17 protein-coding genes are annotated in these 20,064 nt (G+C 36.4%); 10 read left to right on the plus strand and 7 right to left on the minus strand.

Annotated elements, in window-relative coordinates:
• Window positions 1-76 precede the first annotated feature (76 nt).
• On the minus strand, window positions 77-709 hold the full coding sequence (locus C1631_RS15405; RefSeq protein ID WP_109713214.1) for an NAD(P)H-dependent oxidoreductase: 633 nt from the start codon (window positions 707-709) through the stop codon (window positions 77-79).
• Window positions 710-885: 176 nt separating this feature from the next.
• Between C1631_RS15405 and C1631_RS15410 the strand changes: the two genes are divergently transcribed.
• Window positions 886-1,272: a winged helix-turn-helix transcriptional regulator gene (locus tag C1631_RS15410; protein ID WP_103249465.1), complete on the plus strand. Its 387-nt coding sequence runs from the start codon at window positions 886-888 to the stop codon at window positions 1,270-1,272.
• Between the two features lie 92 nt (window positions 1,273-1,364).
• On the opposite strand, the gene C1631_RS15415 is transcribed toward C1631_RS15410, so the two are convergent.
• Both C1631_RS15415 and C1631_RS15420 read right to left on the minus strand, forming a co-directional pair.
• Window positions 1,365-1,991 (minus strand): hypothetical protein, encoded by a 627-nt coding sequence (locus C1631_RS15415; protein WP_103249464.1) that lies wholly within the window; start codon window positions 1,989-1,991, stop codon window positions 1,365-1,367.
• Between the two features lie 85 nt (window positions 1,992-2,076).
• On the minus strand, window positions 2,077-2,421 hold the full coding sequence (locus C1631_RS15420) for a DUF2511 domain-containing protein (protein ID WP_109713216.1): 345 nt from the start codon (window positions 2,419-2,421) through the stop codon (window positions 2,077-2,079).
• Between the two features lie 228 nt (window positions 2,422-2,649).
• Here C1631_RS15420 and C1631_RS15425 point away from each other — a divergent pair, with 228 nt between their 5' ends.
• On the plus strand, window positions 2,650-3,600 hold the full coding sequence (locus C1631_RS15425) for a hypothetical protein (protein WP_109713218.1): 951 nt from the start codon (window positions 2,650-2,652) through the stop codon (window positions 3,598-3,600).
• 36 nt (window positions 3,601-3,636) lie between these two features.
• Window positions 3,637-3,972, plus strand: coding sequence for a hypothetical protein (locus C1631_RS15430; protein WP_123966703.1), 336 nt, complete (start codon window positions 3,637-3,639; stop codon window positions 3,970-3,972).
• A 126-nt stretch (window positions 3,973-4,098) separates the two neighbouring features.
• Here the strand turns inward: C1631_RS15430 and C1631_RS15435 are convergent, their stop codons facing one another.
• Window positions 4,099-4,530, minus strand: coding sequence for a hypothetical protein (locus tag C1631_RS15435; RefSeq protein WP_109713219.1), 432 nt, complete (start codon window positions 4,528-4,530; stop codon window positions 4,099-4,101).
• A gap of 334 nt (window positions 4,531-4,864) precedes the next feature.
• Between C1631_RS15435 and C1631_RS15440 the strand changes: the two genes are divergently transcribed.
• The 3 genes from C1631_RS15440 to C1631_RS15450 are packed head-to-tail and all read left to right on the plus strand — an operon-like array spanning window position 4,865 to window position 10,566.
• A complete protein-coding gene (locus tag C1631_RS15440; protein ID WP_109713221.1) occupies window positions 4,865-6,118 on the plus strand; it encodes an alkaline phosphatase family protein in 1,254 nt (417 codons plus the stop codon).
• Between the two features lie 12 nt (window positions 6,119-6,130).
• Entirely contained in the window at window positions 6,131-9,094 is a 2,964-nt protein-coding gene (locus C1631_RS15445) for a SusC/RagA family TonB-linked outer membrane protein (protein ID WP_109713223.1), read from the plus strand.
• 17 nt (window positions 9,095-9,111) lie between these two features.
• Window positions 9,112-10,566, plus strand: coding sequence for a SusD/RagB family nutrient-binding outer membrane lipoprotein (locus C1631_RS15450; protein ID WP_109713225.1), 1,455 nt, complete (start codon window positions 9,112-9,114; stop codon window positions 10,564-10,566).
• Between the two features lie 74 nt (window positions 10,567-10,640).
• On the opposite strand, the gene C1631_RS15455 is transcribed toward C1631_RS15450, so the two are convergent.
• The 3 genes from C1631_RS15455 to C1631_RS15465 form a co-directional block, all read right to left on the minus strand.
• A complete protein-coding gene (locus C1631_RS15455; RefSeq protein ID WP_103248877.1) occupies window positions 10,641-11,036 on the minus strand; it encodes a VOC family protein in 396 nt (131 codons plus the stop codon).
• Window positions 11,037-11,228: 192 nt separating this feature from the next.
• Complete coding sequence (locus C1631_RS15460) at window positions 11,229-12,545, minus strand: sensor histidine kinase (protein WP_109713227.1); 1,317 nt, start codon at window positions 12,543-12,545, stop codon at window positions 11,229-11,231.
• Window positions 12,546-12,605: 60 nt separating this feature from the next.
• Entirely contained in the window at window positions 12,606-13,949 is a 1,344-nt protein-coding gene (locus C1631_RS15465) for a sigma-54-dependent transcriptional regulator (RefSeq protein ID WP_109713229.1), read from the minus strand.
• A 194-nt stretch (window positions 13,950-14,143) separates the two neighbouring features.
• On the opposite strand from C1631_RS15465, the gene C1631_RS15470 reads away from it, so the two are divergent.
• The 4 genes from C1631_RS15470 to C1631_RS15485 all read left to right on the plus strand — a co-directional run bounded on the left by C1631_RS15470 (window position 14,144) and on the right by C1631_RS15485 (window position 19,991).
• Window positions 14,144-15,385: an efflux RND transporter periplasmic adaptor subunit gene (locus C1631_RS15470; RefSeq protein WP_109713231.1), complete on the plus strand. Its 1,242-nt coding sequence runs from the start codon at window positions 14,144-14,146 to the stop codon at window positions 15,383-15,385.
• Window positions 15,386-15,464: 79 nt separating this feature from the next.
• Window positions 15,465-16,187, plus strand: a complete 723-nt coding sequence (locus C1631_RS15475) for an ABC transporter ATP-binding protein (RefSeq protein ID WP_103249406.1) — start codon at window positions 15,465-15,467, stop codon at window positions 16,185-16,187.
• A 42-nt stretch (window positions 16,188-16,229) separates the two neighbouring features.
• On the plus strand, window positions 16,230-18,644 hold the full coding sequence (locus tag C1631_RS15480; RefSeq protein WP_109713233.1) for an ABC transporter permease: 2,415 nt from the start codon (window positions 16,230-16,232) through the stop codon (window positions 18,642-18,644).
• 51 nt (window positions 18,645-18,695) lie between these two features.
• On the plus strand, window positions 18,696-19,991 hold the full coding sequence (locus C1631_RS15485) for a TolC family protein (RefSeq protein ID WP_109713235.1): 1,296 nt from the start codon (window positions 18,696-18,698) through the stop codon (window positions 19,989-19,991).
• Window positions 19,992-20,064: the final 73 nt, after the last annotated feature.

Consider the following 20,064-nt stretch of genomic DNA (forward strand, 5'->3'; position numbering starts at 1 on the left):
GGTCTTATGGTAGATGATTGTATTTTATTAAAATTACATCTTCGATCTATAATCATCAAAGTTTAGTTACTGAGGCCTAGTTAAATTCAATAAACAAATCCTCACAGGATCTTCTTACTTTCTTAAGATTCACCAGCCAGTCATTCTCTTCATCTCTGTATCCCAATGCCAAAAGAACAGTACTCTTTAATCCCTGTTCACGGAGATGGAGCAGCTCATCAAAAGCATCGTTCTCAAATCCTTCCAAAGGAGTTGCATCTACTTTAAGATGTGCTGCGGCAAGCATTCCAAATCCTAACGCGATATAAGTCTGTTGTGAGGCATTCACAAAATGGTCATCTTTGGTTTTCTGGTTCAGCCTTTCCAGAAGGTTTAACCGATAATCATCAGTGGCACTGGAAGGCAGATTACGTTCCTTATTGCTGAATTCAAAAAAAGAATTGATTCTCTCGGGAGTATACTCATCCCAGGCTGCAAAAACCAGAAGATGGGAAGCCTGAAGAATTTGTTGCTGCTCAAAAGCAACTGGATGTAATTTTTCTTTTAATTCCTGATTGGTAATGACCAAAACCTTAAAAGGCTGTAAACCCGAACTGGATGGCGTCATACGGATTGCTTCCAGAATCTGGTTGATCTTTTCGTTGTCTATTGTTTCTCCACTATAACTTTTTGTGGCAAATCTCCATTCTAATGCTTCTTGTAGTGACATAATGTTGACTGTTTTATTAAAATTCTATTGAGATCATATCTCGTTTTACGGGTACAAAGTTAGAGCGTTTTGGTTTCCATAATACACCTGTTACCTCTTGGTAACCAGTTACCAATAAGTAACCAGGTGGCTTTGTGTATAAGGAATTTCGTAATTTTGTCATAGAACCTCAGGGTATGAAAAAAGATAAAATTGAAATCGGAGAAAATTGCAAAAGCCACATCCGGGGCGTAAAGGATACAATGGACCTGCTGGATGGAAAATGGAAAACCTTAATTATAAGCCAATTATATTACGTTGGAAAATTGCGTTTTATGGATTTAAAAAGACAGGTAGAAGGGATCGCTTCCAAAACCCTTTCCAAAGAATTGAAAGACCTGGAAATGAATAACCTGGTCAAAAGAACCCAGAACAACACCATGCCGGTCTCGGTAGAATATGAGCTGACCTGTTTTGGAAAAAGCCTGCACACCATTATTGATACCATGGGGGAATGGGGGATAAGATATAGAAAGGATTTGTTACAGAAGGATACTGAAGTAGTTTCTGAGACTGTAAATTGATCTGGAAAATTCTAGTTTTTTGGATTTTTTATTTTTATGTCACTGACAATCAATATGATGCTTGTGATTGAGAAGAAGGTGGAATTATTTGATTATCTGTTTTTTTGAGTTGGCAAATCATAGTATAACATTTTGAAAATTTCATTTACAGATAAATTTTGAAAATCATCATAATACAGAGTACTAGCGCACCTTGTGGTTTTAGTTTCCTCATACAATCTTATTTTTCTTAAATTATAATCAAATTGATACCTATATTTTACCCCTTTCTCTTCCCCTTCTGCGTCGGTTATTTTAATAATTTGATATCCTACAAAGGGGATGATTTGATACCCTTTCTCTTCCAAAACAGATAACATTTTATTAGATATATTAAAGAAATTAATTTCGTCAACCAAATCAATTCTTCTATTTGTTAGCATGATATCAATCCTCTCTTTCAATTGATCTACATTTTCAAAGCTTTTAAGGCCACTTACCATAAATTTAGCAACTAAATTTACTTCTTTATCAACAACAATCTCTCTGAATTTATGCTTTATGTACCCCTGATCAGAATTAACAATAAAAAAACTTTCATTTACATTTCCCATGTCATGGCCAAGAATATTAGTATCTACAATTTCATATCCATTAGCGAGTAGCTCATCCCAATATTTTTGAATTAATTTGATGTCCTTATCTTTAAAAAATCCAATGTTAATATGTAATCCGTTCATGTATTTTTAGCTTTTTACCAAATATATTGAAATATTTATTAAGCAGTAATTGTTTTTAAACTCTATAATCATAAGTATATCTATTTTATTTATCTTCACAAAGTTGCAAACCTTCAGCTATAAAATCAGTATAATAAAGTTTTAATCCAGAATGTTCAGGGTCATCAAGCCATATTTCTTCGATTTTACTTATTGATGGATCATTTTGTGAAATACCTTTTGCTGTACCATTTAATGCGTAAGTTTTTCCATTGTTTGCTTTGCAATAAACTCCTTTGTATCCTGTACAATAAACTTCAATTTCATCGACGGAAAATGGCCAGCTACCTATATAATCCTGCTTTTTAAATATTAGTGTGTTTTTATTGCTGCTAGTACCACTACAGGATATCATTAAGATTAGAATTGATAAGATGTATAATATTTTCATGGGTTAATTTTATTGTAACAAATGTAATGTTCATCAGGGTATTTTTTTTACGGATTTCCGTAGGATTTAAGAAAAGAAAACTAAAGTATTACTTACGCTGAAATGAAGGTTTTTAAGACCTTCCGTGTTTCTACTCAATTCACCATTTGGTTATTTATACGCTACAATTTCTTTCTGTTTCTTCGTTACTTTGGATTGTTCAAGAATAGAAACTTAAAACCAAATACCATGAAAACAATCACCATCAGCTTGCCTTTATCTCTGGATTATCACAATGGATCTGCAGAGCTTCAGAAAATGGGTTATACCTTAAGTTTTGAATTGCAGAACGGAACCCATATCGTAGAAACGCCTCCAATAGTTGTTGGAACACTGGCATACCTTAACAACATCAACCTGATGGCGCAGCTTTCTTTTACCTATACGTACGAAGAAAAAAATAAAGTAATTACAATCGGCGGTCCCGACTATACCGCAGAAGATGGAGTATGTCTTACAACTTTTCCGGAGGGTACTGCTGAATACGCTTACCAAAGAGGATCAGAAATCAAAATCAGTACAGATAAAGCACTGTATAATCCCAACTGGAATTATAATACTCCTATGACGCCCCAATTGGATCAGCTTTTTGCAAATACAGTGAAGGATGCCAGCCAGGCTTTGATTGATGCTTTTGTGAAGGAAGATCTGACCGTTCAGGTGAAGACACAACCTCCCGCACTGACTTCCGGGGAGCATGAAGATCTTAAAGTGGTGTATCAAAACGGTTTATTTGCCGGATTTTACAACCCACAGGAGCACTACGGTGATGAGTTTGTTGTAAAATCAATTTATTCCGTGTGGGGTGGGGAAGTAACTTTTAGTAAAAACGAAAATTTTGCGAATGTCATCGGAAGTACTAATGACCCCAAGATTGCCGGTAAATCATGGCTTCAGTTGTGGTCAGATCAATATGGTTACCCTTCCTGCTGTACGTCATTAAATTATAGCCCTGTTATCTGTACCAGTAGTCTGGTGGGCGGCCATGTGATTCTTGGGAAGAAAGCACAGAAAGTAGCAACAGGCTCCAACAGCGTTTATATTATGCCGATTTGCAAAGCCCATAATAATAACGATAATGTATATATGGCGGCAATTATCTACCAGAAAGGAGTCTGGTTAAAGAATTATATGAATTAAACATTTAACTCAAAAACAACCAAAAAAAATCAAAATATGGTACATTTAACTTTGCAGTCCGTAGAACAATGTATTATGGCTGCGTACAACAAATTTCTGACAGGACAAGGTGGAAACATTACCTGTGCAACGACAGATAACGGAAATGTAGTGATTCAGACTGTCATCAGGGGCGATCAGTTTGATTGTGGTTTTGCCGGCTATGATATGAATAGAAACGATAAAGCCGGCCTTAAGAACTGGTGCTCTACTCACCCTGGAGGAGGCTGGGCTTTCGGATTCAGAGATACAGATCCTGCCCATCCGGATAATGTGAATGTTATTTTGAGAACTCCTGCTCTCTTTTTCAATTTTCACGTTTATTTGTATTAAAAAGAATTGTTTTTCTAAACAAAAGCCCCGGCAACATAGTTGCCGGGGTAATTATTGTGTAATTTTTTGATGTACATGAAGATCAAATCAGAAAAATAGATCTGTGATAACAACAGACAATATTGATCAGGAAAGTCTATTATCATTTCCATACAGAATTGCTGTCCCTGATTGTTTTAAAATAATCTGATTAATTGCTTTTTGAAAAGTATCAATTGCATTGGGTTCTGCTATTATTTCAAATTCGACTCTACATTGAGATTCAGCACGAAATAACATTTCAGCTGCTATAGTTATCCTAACACCAATATGGGAAAGTGAATCAATAGGATAAAACCTTATTGAAAACCCGGAATCTTTATCTCCAAGTTCAAAGAAAATAAACCTCTCATGTTTTGGAAAGTCAACCAGCCAGGTACTGAGCTGCCTGAGTAATTTAATATCTTCATAAAAAATAGTTGTTCCTGAAAAATAGGTGTTTGATCCTTTAATTTGAAATTGAAATAATTCATCTTCAGAATTATTTACTCTAAGTTCTAAATAGGACTGTAAGTTCATCGTTTAATAACTTGTTTTCTGTTAATGTAGATTTTACATATAAGTGTTTACAGAAAATGGTTTGTTAAAGAACCGTTCATACTGAGGTGTTCTGCAAGTTTATGTAAATTATTTTTGATGAAAAAACACTTTTAAAGGTAATAATAAATTAAAACTGTTCTTTTGTCGAAATTATATTTTTTTAAAAATTGAATAATAATCAATAATTGAGGCTATTGTCAGCTACTACCTGCGAAAATTTTAATTAAAGTTAATATTTTTAGTATACTTGTTAATGTTTTGTTAAAAGATAGTCTTTGTTTTTTATAGAATTTTGCCAAAATAAAAATGTCGCATGAACTTTCTCAAATCTTTCTTACTTATTTTTTTATCCTTTGCCAGCCTTGATGCTTTCGCTCAGAAACATGCAGCTAAAAGAAAAGTCGTTTTCATTATTGTTGACGGTATCGCTGAAGATATGCTGAATAAAGCTCAAATTCCCAATCTTAACAAGATTACAAAGGATGGAGCATTGCTGAAAGCCTATGTGGGTGGCGAAAAAGGAGGTTACAGTGAGACCCCGACCATTTCAGCAGTAGGGTATAACAGCTTGCTGACGGGAACGTGGGTTAATAAACATAACGTTTATGATAATGATATCAAAAATCCTAATTATAGCTATCCGACCATTTTCAGACTCTTTAAAGAGCAGTTTCCGGATAAAAAAACAGCCGTGTTTTCAACCTGGGAAGATAACCGTACCAAGTTGATTGGCGAAAATCTTGAAGCTACCGGAAAGGTAAAAATGGATTTTTCCTATGATGGAATGGAAAAAGATACCCTGAATTTTCCTCATGATAAACAAAGCGGATATATCCGTAAAATTGACAGCCTTGTAGCAGAAAAAGCCGCCGGTTATATTGCACAGAATGCACCGGATGTATCCTGGGTTTATTTAGAATTTACTGATGATATGGGACATCGTCATGGAGATGGTGATATTTTGTATAAAGCGATTTCTTTTGAAGACCGCCTTATCGGAAAGATATATGATGCGGTAAAGGAACGCCAAACAAAATTTGGAGAAGACTGGTTATTCGTCGTCACTACCGATCATGGAAGATCTGCAAGTAATGGTAAAGGCCATGGGGGACAAAGTGATAGAGAAAGAAATACTTGGATTGCCATTAACAAACCCAATATCAATTCATATGCAAAGAATAATCGTGTAGCAATCACAGATATACTACCGACTATGGCCAATTTTCTGGAACTGAAGGTTCCTGTAGAGATTCAACAGGAAATAGATGGTATTGATTTAATTAAAAACAGAATAGCTTATCAACTCAAAGCTCAATTATCAGATACACTGCTTAAAGTAACGTGGAAAACAACAAAACCTTCTGATGAGTGGGCAGAAGTTTACATGACAGAGACCAATAATTTCAAAAATAAAGGTAAAGATGTCTATCAACTACTGGGAAAAACAAAACTTGGTGGCGGGCAGTTTACCTATCAGCTGAAAACCCATCATTCCGATATCTATAAAATTGTTCTGAAAACCAAAGAGGGTTTCCTGAATACCTGGATCAATACACACACTAAATAAAGGAATATACTCATGAAATTACAGATTTTAATTGGGCTGGGCTTAGTCGTCAGCTGGGAAGCTTATGGCCAAAAAGTATCTCAAATCGGAGGTTCTGATACCCTGAAAACTCATGAAAAAAAGATTGATGAGGTTGTTATTACAGCTTTAGGAATCAAAAAAGAAAAGAAAGCCATAGGCTATGCTGTGCAGGAGGTAAAAGGAGATGTTCTTGAAAAAGCGAAGGAACCTAACTTTATCAACTCACTTTCAGGACGCGTTGCCGGCTTGAATATTAAAAACAGCACTGATCTTTTTCAGGATCCGGGTATTAATCTGAGAGGTGCCAAGCCCCTTATCGTTATTGACGGAGTACCAGACAGAACCGCCGATTTGTGGAGGGTAAATGCAGATGATATTGATAACATAAGTGTATTAAAGGGGCCTACTGCTTCAGCGTTATATGGATCTGTTGGTAAGGACGGGGCCATTATGATTACTACAAAGAAAGGAAAAAAAGGAAAGATGACTGTTTCCTTTAACAATTCTACCATGTTTCAGACTTCTTTTATCCGTATTCCAAAAGTTCAGACAGTCTATGGAGGCGGGAATAACGGGAAGTATGCTTATACGAATGGAGAAGGCTCCGGAAGTGAAGGAGGCGGATGGATCTGGGGTCCCAAGCTGGATCAAAAGGATCCCACTACTCCGAGCGGGTATTTTGAAACACCACAATATAACAGTCCGATTGATCCTGTGACAGGAAAACTGGTTCCATTACCATGGATTTCACGGGGAAAAGACAATATTAAAAACTTCTTTGAAACCGGATTGATTCAGTCAAATAATGTAAGCGTCGACTGGGGAAATGAAAAGGCTACTTTCAGGCTTTCCTTTTCTAATATTTATCAGAAAGGAATTGTACCCAATACGGATCTCAAAACAACATCTATCAGCCTGGCGGGGTCTGTAAATCCTGTTAAGGATCTCATGATTAATTCTACATTAACCTATAATAAAGAATATACTTCCAATTTCCCGGAAGTAGGCTATGGGCCAACCAATTATCTGTATAATCTCGTATTGTGGACAGGAGCTGATGTCGACGTCAGAGACCTGAGAAATTATTGGGTGCCTGGGAAACAAGGATATCAGCAGAGACATTATAATGTGTCTTACTATAACAACCCTTATTTTCAGGCTTATGAATACCTGAGGCCATACTATAAAGATAATGTACTGGGGAATGTCAATGTAGAATACCAGATCGTTCCGAATTTATCAGCGAAAGCTCGGGTAGGAGCTAATATCTACAGTTTGAATCGTGAATTCAGGGAGCCTAAGAGCTATATTGGATATGGTAATAAATCACTGGGAAATTACACTCAGGTTACCGGAAATTATTTTGATATGACTTCAGAACTAGGACTTAAATATCAGAACCATTATTCCGATAACTTTACGTTAAGTGGGGAAGCCTATATTTCTAATTTTTATAGAGAGCTTAAGAATAGTGAAATACGGACCGATGGTCTGGTTACTCCGGGATGGTATAATCTGTTCAATAGTATAGGTCCTCTGTTTGTCCCTACGGATGGAAACAGAAACAGAAAAGAATATGAACAAATCAATAGTGTATACGGCTATGTAGATATGGAGTTTTATAAAACATTCTTCCTGAATATGACCGCCCGATATGATAAAGTTTCAACCCTACCGAAGGGAAATAATGAATACTTTTATCCTTCTATTTCAGGATCATTACTATTAAACCAACTGCTTAGCCTTCCTTCATGGATTAATTTTGCCAAGTTACGGGGATCATTTGCCCAGGTTTCTACAGGAAAAATAGCAGATAATACCTACGGTTATATTTCAGCTTTTGAAAAAAGCAATGTCAATTGGAACGGGCAATCTTCATTTTATTTCGGAGATATTCTGATTGATGGGAATATAAAACCTGAAACGGTAGACTCATGGGAAGTGGGGACGAATATCGGATTGCTGAAGAACAGGATTAGTTTAGACGTAGCCTATTTTCAAACCCGCGATTACAACAACCTGGCCAAAATTCCTTTATCAGAGGGGGTAGGTTATAAATATTATCTCACTAACGGGAATGTATATCAGCGAAGAGGGGTAGAATTTACCCTGAATGCGGATATTATTAAACATTCAGATTTTAAATGGAGTTCTCAGCTTAATTTTAGCAGGTATCGGAAGTATTTAAAAGAAGCTTATGGTGGTAAAGATTATATTACGGTTTACAATCCTGCCAATGGTCGGGAAAATTTTGTCCGGGTAGGAGAAAGGATGGATAAGCTTACTGCTATGCCTTATGAAACTTCCCCGGACGGACAACTGGTATTGAAAAATGGATATCCGGTGAATTCTACGGCTCCGTTTGAAAGCAAAATGGGGTATTCTGATCCGGACTGGACGTATGGATTTTCCCATAATTTTAGCTATCGTAATTTTTCACTCTCTTTACTTTTTGATGGCAGAATTGGGGGAACGATGTATTCTACAACCAATCAAAAAATGTGGTGGGGAGGCATTGCACCAGGAACAGTCAACCAGTACAGGGATGATGCTAATGCAGGACATAACACGTATATCGCCCCGGGAGTAAGGGTTGTGAGCGGATCTGTTACCTATAATCAGAATGGGACCATAAAATCTGATACCCGCGTTTTTGTCCCTAACGATGTTCCGGTCAATTACAATGCCTACATGCAGAGTACAAGCAATGCATTTGAAAGTAATTATCATTACTATAAGCAAACCTTCATCAAACTAAGAGAGGTAACAGTGACCTATAATTTTAAAAAGTCTTTTGTAGAAAAACTGAATATGTCTTCAGCGAGCATTTCTCTGATCGGAAGAAACCTCTGGTTGGCTTCTGAAATTAAAAATGTAGATCCGGATTCCGGTATGGATCAGCTCCAGACTCCGGCAACAAGAAGTTTCGGGGTAAACCTCAATGTGAAATTCTAATCATAAATACTATTGAAATGAAATCAACCAGAATTTATATATTTTTATTGATTATCGGATTAAGCTTAATCAGCTGTAGCAGAGTTGAAGATTATCAGGATGATCCTAATCGTCCTAAAAGTGTGGATGCAGGCAATATCCTTCCGGGAATTGAAGTTAATGCTTTTAACACCATTAAAGCGGAAGCCGCCCTGGCATCGAGACAGCTAGCCTATATCAATGGTGTTAATGCCCAGCAATATTACAACTGGCAGAGAGGGTCCTTTGGAGCGTATGATTATATCAAACAGGTAGATAAGATGGTAGCAGAGGCCAATAAAAAAGGAGGAAAAGAATATATTGCACTAGCCCGTTTCTTTAAAGCATATTACTTTATTTCATTGTCTGAGACATTTGGTGATATTCCTTATAGTGAAGCTATAAAGACAGATAATTTCTATCCTAAATATGATGATCAGAAAAGTATCTATAAAAATGTACTTAATGAGTTGGCATTGGCAAATACAGAACTTTCTGATCTTAATACTCCTATAGCAGGAGATCTTATTTATAACGGAGCTATTGTAAAATGGAGAAAGCTCATTAATTCTTACCGATTGAGAATTCTGATGGATCTCTCCAAAAGAACAGATGATCCGGACTTGAATATAAAGCAGACTTTTGCAGATATTGTCAATAATCCTATTCAAAATCCTATTATGGAAACGGGTGAAGATAGTGGAGTTCTTCCTTTCTATAATCAGGTGAATAACCGTTATCCGTATTTTAATAGCAATGATCTCAAGACCGCTTATTATATGGAGCAGAGCTTTGTGGATAAGCTAAAAAATACTAAAGATCCGAGGTTATTTATAATGGCCGAAAAGAAAACCAGTACCGTGGGAACTGATCCTTCAGATCCGTTTAGTTACTATGACGGTTTATATGGAAGTGGTGATTTGGGAGAGAACTCTACAAAAGCTTCCAATGGATTGGCATCGAGAATTAATCCCAGATACTTTAATGATCCCATCAATGAACCGGGGGTACTAATGGGGTATACAGAATTACAGTTTGTTTTGGCAGAAGCCATTGTGCGTGGGTGGATCGGAGGAAATGCAAATGCATATTACTTAAAGGCAATTAATGCTTCTATGAATTTTTACAAAGTTAATACGACTGATATCAATACATATTTAGCCCAATCAACCATTAATCTTGAGCCGGGAAAAGAGATCGAGCAGATTATGGATCAAAAGCATATTGCATTATTTTTTAATACGGGATGGAGAGCGTTTTATGAGCAGAGGAGAACAGGATTTCCTAAATTTAACACGGATGGAAAAGGGAGCCTGAATAATGGCAAAATTCCTAAAAGATGGATGTATCCTTCATCTGAAATTAATAATAACAATAATAATCTCACTCAGGCAATCAATAAACAGTATCCCGGAGGAGACGATATCAACGAAACGATGTGGTTGATTAAATAAACTCTAACAAACACAAACTATTCAATAAAAAATACTGCCTCGATGGGGCAGTATTTTTTATTAAATGAAGAGGCTTAGTTAAATTTTTGAATCGCCTGCTCGCTCACAGGAGTAAAGAAATTAATTAAATTTCCATCCGGATCACGGAACAGAAGAGAGCGGTTACCCCAAGGCATGGTAGTAGGCTCCTGAACGACTTGACCGGTAAGACCTTTTATCTTTTGATATTCTACATCTACATCAGAAACCAGAAATTCTATAATGCTAGTTTGTGATCCTGTAGATTCTTCCAGATTGTCACCAAACATTTTCATCGTACGGGTACTTCCAATTGCTATGGTAATCGTTTCGGTAGAAAGTTCAGCGAAATCTTCTGTATACCATTGAGCAGTTAGACCGATTGCTTTCTCATAAAAATGAACAGACTGTTGAATGTCTTTGGTGATAATTCTTAACGATGTTAATTTCATTTTGTCTTGCTTTTAATAACTGGAACAAAGCTACGATAGGGTAGCGACAACAGTTTGTCAGTAGGTTATTTTCCATTATTTTTAAACATTAAAACTTTGTGTGAAATTACAATTGCAGATGATTGTGAGGAAATCTGCGCAATCTCCCTGATCTGCGAGATGATATAATGCTCTCGTTTATGAGTAGCAAATCTATTCCAAAAACCATAATTCAAAACTGCTTCCTTCGTCCAATCCCTTGTAATTAAGATAGCCACCATGAGCTTCCATGATACTTTTGGCCAGTGTCAGCCCGATACCTGAACCATTGGCTCTTGTTGTAAAAAAGGGAAGAAAAATTTTGTCCTTGATTTCGGAAGTGATTCCGGAACCATTGTCCGTAATACTTACAATAATACGGTTATTGTGTGATTTTACAGTAGTGGTAATGAGTTTATATTCTTTTTCAGAAACAGCATGAATGGCGTTAAGGTAAAGGTTGATCAGACTTCTTTCAATCATTTTTTCATCAACGGATACCATATAATTATCAATGTTCTGAATCATTTGAATCTGATATTTTTCAAATTCGGATTTCAGAAAAAGAAGAGCAGATTCAATGATTTTTTTCAGGGATACAGGGGCAAGAACAGGCTTGGGTAATTCGGCTACCTGACGGTAATGATCTACAAAATTCAAAAGTTGTTTTGATTTGGAATTAATGATCATCAGACTTTCTTTCATTTCCTGTTGATCCTCATGATCAATAGTCTCCTGGTTACTGATATATTCCAGATTTTGGATCAGGCTGTTTACCGGGGTCAGGGTATTAAGAAGTTCATGTGAAATTACTTTCATCAGATTATTCCATGCCAGTTTTTCTTTCTGCTCAATGATTTTCTGAACAGACTCCAGGGTAATAACATAAAAATGGTGTTGTATATTTTTTACCTCTTTGGTTCTGAGTGAAAATGACTGTTTGGAATTACTGTGAATGGAAATATCAAAAAACTCCTGCGAACTTTGGTAACCCGTTTGTTCAATAATTTCATAAAACACAGGTATTTTCGAAGCATAAAGTTCCCATCGATTGTATTTAGGAACCTGTAAAATAGTTAGGAAGGTAGAATTTACATAAAATACGTCCCAGCTTTTATCTTTTTCTGATAAGATGATCAATCCTGTTTCCATTTGATCCAGAATACTTTCATAGAGCAATTTGTAAGAGGATAATGAAGACTGCTCTTCTTTATTCTGATAATACAGACGGATACTGCTATCGAGAAGTTGATTTCCTTCTTCCTGGGGAAATAAAGAAAAGTCTTTCTTTCGGATAGAAGAGATGACTTTTTCTACTTTTGAAGCCTGAGCAGTTAAAGAAAAATAGATCAAAGTCACGGCAAGAAGCATGAATACTATAAAGAGTATAGCATTGAACCACTTTCCTTCAGAAAAAAAATGATAAGCGATAATCCCGCTGGTGATGGCAAAAAGGTTGTACAGCAACCATAATTTATTATTCTGATGCATTATTTTCCCTGTATTTTATTGGTTTAAATGGTAACTTTTTTGAAATCGTAATGTATAACTTTATAACCCGAACTTTTCCATTCTCCTGTATAGAGCGGCGCGTGAAAGCCCGAGATCTTCCGCGGCTAACGAAATATTTCCGGTATGCTTCCTTAAGGCTTTTTTGATAAGAAGTTCTTCCATTTCTTCAATATTGAGATTGATTATTGTACTTTCCTGCTCCTCCAACTGAGGAATTAACAACTGGAGTTTATTTTCGTTGGACAAAATAACGCTTCTTTCCAGACAATGGTCCAGTTCACGGATATTTCCCGGCCATGGAAAATGGGAAAGGCTAGCGAGTAAATCATCTGTGAGTTCCAGGTTAGGTTTATGATATTTCTTTTTATAGCGGTCAAGGAAGTACTTTGCCAGTAATCCAATATCTTCCTGCCTGTCTCTTAAAGCAGGAATCTGAATTTCCACCGTATTGATTCTATAGTATAAATCCTGACGAAATCTATTTTCGACGACTGCTTTTTTAAGATTTTCATTGGTCGCAAAAATGAATCGTACATCCAATATACGTTCTTTGGATTCTCCTAATCGGGACAGTTTTTTATTTTGAATCAGACTTAACAACTTAGTCTGAAGCTGAAGAGGCAGATTTCCAATTTCATCAAGAAACACGGTTCCATTCTGGGCGTTCTCAATTTTTCCTGCATAATCCTGATGAGCATCCGTAAATGCTCCTTTTTTATATCCAAATAATTCAGACTCAAAAAGGTTTTCCGAAATACTTCCAAGATCAATATGTACAAATGGTTGATTTTTCCTTTCCGATTGTTCGTGAATAGATTCTGCAAGCACATATTTACCGGTTCCGTTTTCTCCCAATAACAATACATTTGCATCAGTAGGAGCCACTTTTTTGATCTGCTCAAGTACTTCCTGCATTTTCAGAGAATCACTTCCCGGTTGGTATTGGTTGTTTTTCTGATTAACATTTTCCCATTGGCTGAGTTTTCTGTTTTTTCTTGAAATATCAACGGCCAGATTCACAGAAGAATATAACTTTTCATTATTCCAAGGTTTAAGGATAAAATCTGAAGCACCTTTTTTTAAGGCTTCTACAGCCAGTTCTACTTCACCATAGGCCGTCATCAGAATAATAGGAAGATGGGGCTCCAGTGTCTTGATTTCGTTCATCCAGTAGAGGCCGTCCTGTCCGCTTTCAAAACCTTTTCTGAAATTCATGTCCAAAACAACAGCATCAATCTGTTTTTCAGCCATGAATTTTAAAATTTCTGCCGGTTTACTGAGACAACTTACCTCTGAAAAAAATTTTTTCAACCAGACTCTTGCCGAAAACAGGATATCTTCGTCGTCATCTACAATCAGGATATGAGCTTCTTTTTTACGCATGGGATAGGATTAATTTTATTAAAAATTGATTCTTTTGCTTAAAACTGTTCATTTTCGTACAAAAAGTGTCCGATAATGAACAGTTTTTGAATGGTGTTAAAAATAGTATTACAGATTTTCAGGGACTTACAGGTTTATATTTTTCTGGCACTTCCCTTGTGTAATCCATTGTAATAAAATGAGTTATCTTTAATATGGATACGAAAATAGTAAAAAAGAAATCGAAATTAAAATTTGTTTTAGGCGGATTGGTTATATTGGTGATGGTCTTGCTTTCCGGGCTGTATTTTATTCAGCAGAAAAAAACATACAATGTCTCTGCAGAAGATATTCAAACCGAGCACGTTACCCGGGGAAAATTTGAAGATATGCTTATGGTAACCGCACAAGCCCAATCGCTCAATTCTTCACTGGTCAATGTTCTGGAAGGAGGAGTCGTGAAAGAAATTTTTATGGAAGATGGCCAGATGCTCACCAGGGGCCAGCCTATTGCGAGAGTTTATAATCCAAATACGGAATTCAGTTATATGAATCAGGAGACAGGGATTATGCAGCAGATCAGCCAGATGAGAAGTACACTCCTTGAACTGAAAAATCAGGAATTGGTACAGGATAAGGAATTGTTGCAGGCGCAAAATGATTATAATACATCCCTTCAGAATTTTAATTTACAGAAACGTCTCTATGACGCAGAGATTGGAAAGAAAACAGATTATGACATCAGTATCCAGAATCTGGCTTACCAGAAACAAAGAAAATCAATTATTGAGAAAGGATTTTCTACAGAAAAAAGTTCAAGAAGTGCTCAGATGTCAGCCATCAATACATCCATAGGACAAATGGACAAAAGTCTAAGTATTTTACGTTCCAATAAAAATAATTTCCTGATTATGGCTCCGGCTTCCGGGAGGCTTTCATCATTTGCCATTTCGTTGGGGGAAAACCTTACCAGCGGACGAAGTATTGGGAAGATTGACCTGATGGACGGATACAAACTGGTTGCTAAGGTTGATGAATATTACATCAATAAATTGCAAAATGGAATTAAAGGAATACTGGATAATAATGATCAACCCTACGAGGTAGCGATTACCAAAATTCTGCCTGAAGTAAAAGACGGTCAGTTTTTGGTAGAGCTGAATTTTACAGATAAGAAACCTGAAAATTTGAAAATAGGGATGACCTTCGGATTGAAACTAAAACTCTCAGCAGATACACAGAGTACAATGATTCCTAAAGGAACTTTTTTCAAAGATACCAATGGAAAGTGGATCTTTGTAATCAAAGGAAATAAAGCGGAAAAGAGAACGATTAGTCTTGGAAGGGAAAACCCACTTTATTATGAGGTGGTATCAGGACTGAAAGTTGGAGAGATCGTTATTACATCAGATTATTCTGATCTGAAAAAATATGAAATCCTTGACATTAAAAAGTAAAAAGATGAATATTTTTAACCTATCGCTCTCATCACTTATAACAAAATGTAATCAACAATAACAAAAAAACATAATTATCATGATCAATATACATAATCTTTCAAAAATATACAGAGCAGAAGACGTGCAGACCAATGCCCTGAATGAGGTGAATCTGAGCATTAAAGAAGGCGAATTCGTAGCTATCATGGGACCTTCAGGTTGCGGGAAATCTACTTTTTTAAATATTCTCGGGCTTCTGGATTCTGCCTCAATAGGTTCTTATCAGTTTGAAGGAGCAGAAATGATGGGTCTGAACGAAAGAAGAAAATCAGATGTCCGTAAAAAAAATATAGGATTTATTTTCCAGAATTTTAACCTGATTGATGAGTTAACAGTCTATGAAAATATTGAGCTGCCTTTGATTTACAACGGAATTTCCTCTTCTGAAAGAAAAAGAAGAGTAGAGGAAATTATGGAAAATATCAATATTGCTCATCGTGCTAAACATTATCCACAACAGCTTTCAGGAGGGCAACAGCAGAGGGCTGCTGTAGCAAGAGCTTTGGTCACAAAACCCAAACTGATTCTTGCTGATGAACCGACAGGAAATCTGGACAGCTCCAATGGAAACGAAGTGATGAACCTTCTGGCAGAACTTCACAGGGAAGGATCTACCATCGTCATGGTCACCCACTCTTCCTATGATGCGGGCTTTGCATCCCGAATTATCAATATGAAAGATGGAGAGATTTTCAATGAGGAACATGCTTCCCAAAGAACCGATGTCTTTGCAAAAGCAGATGCCGGAGCATTTAAATAAATCAGCAGCATTCCTATTTTTATTAACTTCAATACTACTATTATGCTTACCAATTGGCTCAAAATTGCCCTGATCAATTATAAAAAGAACGGATTGTCTACCTTTATCAATCTGTTTGGACTTACCATAGGACTCACCGGATTTATGCTGATCCTGATGCATTGGAATGATGAGGAGTCTTACGAAAAATGGAATCCAAAGAAAGATCAGATCTATGCTTTTCAGTCCCTCTATAAAAGAACAAATTATTATGGAGATAATATCTCTTACCCACTTGCCACTAATGCATTGAAGATAATTCCGGAAGTACAGGATTTTGTTATTTTCAACGGTTCGGACATAGGTGTCAAGATGACCACAAAATATACGACAACCTTTCAGCAGGGCGGCTTTACTTCATCAGAAAGTTTCCTTACCTTTTTTCCATTTAAAATTATTTCAGGACATGCAAAAGATGCACTAAAATCAGATGCCTCCATTATCATTTCCAGACAAGCTGCGATGAATTTATTCGGAACAATCAATGCTGTCGGTGAGTCGTTAAAATTTGATGATAAAAATTACATCGTTACCGCAGTCTATGAGCTCCCTGAAGGCAACAGTCAGATCAAACCTCAATTTGTTTTCAAACCTGTAGAAGGCTTCAAACATGATAAAGAACAATGGAATAACTTCAACTACGGGTGTTTTTTCATGCTGAAGAAAGGAGCTTCCCCTGCTACTTTTGAAAATAAATTTAAAGATATACTTACTTTAAGATCAAGTATAGATGCCAGAGGAACGGGAATGACTACGGAACAGTTTGCGGATCTTCACGGACCGAATAGTGTACAACTGATCCCATTGGATCAACTTAAGCTTCATGCAAAAGCATCATGGTTTGGGGCAGGAGATTTCAGAACGATTATGATTTTATTTTCCCTGTCTGTCCTGATTGTTATCCTGTCTGCCATTAATTTTATCAACCTGAAAACGGCTGAAGCTTCACAGAGAGCAAAAGAAGTTGGGGTAAGAAAAGCGATTGGAGGGACAAAACGATCTCTGATGCTTCAGTTTTTTCTGGAGACATTTATTGTGTGTTTGCTGTCCTATTTCCTTTCTCTGGCACTTACAGAGCTTTTACTTCCTTCTTTTAATAAATTTTTTAACAAAGAAATAGAGCTGAAAGACTGGCATATTTACGTGTATTCTTTAGCTATGGTTATTGTAGTTACTTTATTATCCGGGTTGATTCCTGCTTTCTATCTTTCGAATTTCAAAGCTATTGAGACGCTGAAAGGTAATTTCTCCCGAAGCAAACACGGAGTCTGGCTTAGAAATGGAATTCTTACACTACAGCTCATTATTTCCTCATTTTTTATCATTGGAGGTCTCATTGTACATAGTCAGGTAAAATATATGATGAACAAAGACCTTGGATTTAACGGAAATCAGATTATGATGATTAATTTCAATGAATCTACTCCAAAAGCCTGGTTGAAATATGAAAGACTTAAAAATGAAATTTCAAAAATCAATGGAGTAGAGGATATTTCTTTCGGAGAATCAGTTGCAGGAACAGGGCGTAGAAGCAGTTCAAATATGGATTATGAACAACAGAGCATCAATGCAGAAAATAGCGCTATGGATTATAATTACCTCCAGTTTCTGGATGTGAAATTACTGAAAGGACGCTGGCTAAATCCTCATTTAGCATCTGATACAATAAATACGGTTATTGTCAATGAGGCATTTGTTAAAAAGTTTGGATGGACCGATGAACAGATTTTTCAGCGTGAAATAAAGCCCGGATTTGATGAAGGAAAAAAATATAAGGTAGTGGGAATTGTTAAAGATTTTAATCTTAGAAGTCTTAAATACCAGGTAGAACCTATCATGTTTTTCCATTACAAACAATCTTCATGGAAGAGATTTAATGTATACAATATTCAGGTAAAAATAAAGTCTGATGACATTGAGGGAACGGTGGCAAGGCTGAAAAAATTCTGGCAAACTTCCGAAGAGCCGGGCTATCCTTTTGACTATTATTTTCTCAATCACAAGTTTGCAAAGACTTTTGAAATGTATCAAAAACAACAGACCTTATTTACCATTTTGAATGCTATGGTACTGATGGTCGCTTTATTGGGACTTTTCGCTCTTTCTTCTCTGATGATCGAACAAAAGCTGAAAGATGTTGCCATTCGAAAAACATTAGGCGCATCAGATCGTATTCTTGTTTTCGGATTGACCCGACAGTTTCTTTGGATTGCTGTAATCGCTGTTTTGATAAGTATTCCGATCTGTTATTTTCTGATGAATGAATGGCTGAAAGATTTTGCCTACCGAATTGATATGCCGGTTTGGCCATTTGTAGTCAGTTTCCTGGTACTACTGGGGCTTACCTTTGCCGTAGTAAGTATCAAAGCCTATAAAGCTACAAAAGTAGACCTTATAAAATATCTGAAGTATGAGTAACCGGGTTCATCGCTCATCTTATTTTTTAATTATGTAAATCAGAACATACTCATGAAAAATTTCATTTTCCTATTTTTTGTTGGCCTTTATCCGGCACAGCAAACATGGAACCTGCAACAATGTCTCGACTATGCATCTTCACATCATCCATTGATCAGACAAGCCACAGTGAATGTTGCAAAAAATGATCAACTGATTACAGGATCAAAAGGAATGTTATTACCCTCCGTTGAAGCAGGCGTGAAACATAATTATAGTTTTGGTTCTTCCATTAATCAGTCGAGCAATCAAAGGGAATCCCTTAATACGCAATATGACGAGTTTACCGCTCAGGCAAACTGGGACCTCTTCAACTGGAAAAATATACTGGATATTTCTTTATCTAAATTGAATAAAGAAACTGCTGCCTATAAGCTTAAACTGGCACAAAATAAAGTGAAACTTAATGTCGTTCAAATGTTTTTTGACTATCAGAACAGCAAAAGCTGGCTCGAGGTTTTGGAAACCCAGATATCCGGAATACAGGATCAGATAAAACGCACCGAAAAAGAAGTGGAGATCGGGAGCAGACCCAAAAGTGACGTTTATGATATCAAAGCAAATCTTGGAACTTTACAGGAACAATGGGTATCTGCTAAAAACCAAAGAGATCAGGCAAAAATCAATTTGCTGAATGCATTGTCTATGACTCAGGATTCTCTGGAATTTGTAATGAGTGAGAGTAACCTTTCTTCTGAGGCAGAATTCCATGATCCCGATTTTACAAAAAAACTATTGGAAAAAAATCCTGCTTACCAATCGGTGGTGGCCGAGATTAAGTCACAAGAAAAGAGAAAAGAGATTGCAAAAGCAGGGTATTTACCTACTTTAAATGCCAGTTATGGATGGTCTACTTTTTATAATAAAGTATTGGGAAAGAATAATTCTAATATCAGCTTTTCCGAACAGTTTTCCCAGAATAAAAATCAGTCCGCGAATTTTGGGCTCAATATTCCTATTTTTAATAAGTTACAAGTGAAAACCAATGTTGAAATAGCGAAACTGAATATCATCAATTCCAACTATGATAAGGAATTGATCATCAATGATCTGACCCAAAATATCAATTCTATTAAGGCTCAGTTTCTCAATGCAAGTGAGAAATATAATCTGTTGGATGCCAATTTTGAAAATCAGAAACGCTCATTTCAGAAGTCTGAAGAAAAATACAAAGAAGGGCTGATCGATGCATATGCATTTTTTGTTGTAAGAAACGGATGGCTTAAGGCCAATTATAATCTGATCAGTAGTAAAAATGATGTGATCCTTCAAACAGAACTCCTGAAAGTAATGGAATCAGGATTTTAATATCAATTTATTCGTACATTTCCATTGGCCGTCTTCGCTATTGCTGAAGGCGGTTTTTTCTTTTTGTTCTTTA

Source organism: Chryseobacterium phosphatilyticum (assembly GCF_002899825.2).
In the GTDB taxonomy this organism is placed as follows: domain Bacteria; phylum Bacteroidota; class Bacteroidia; order Flavobacteriales; family Weeksellaceae; genus Chryseobacterium; species Chryseobacterium phosphatilyticum.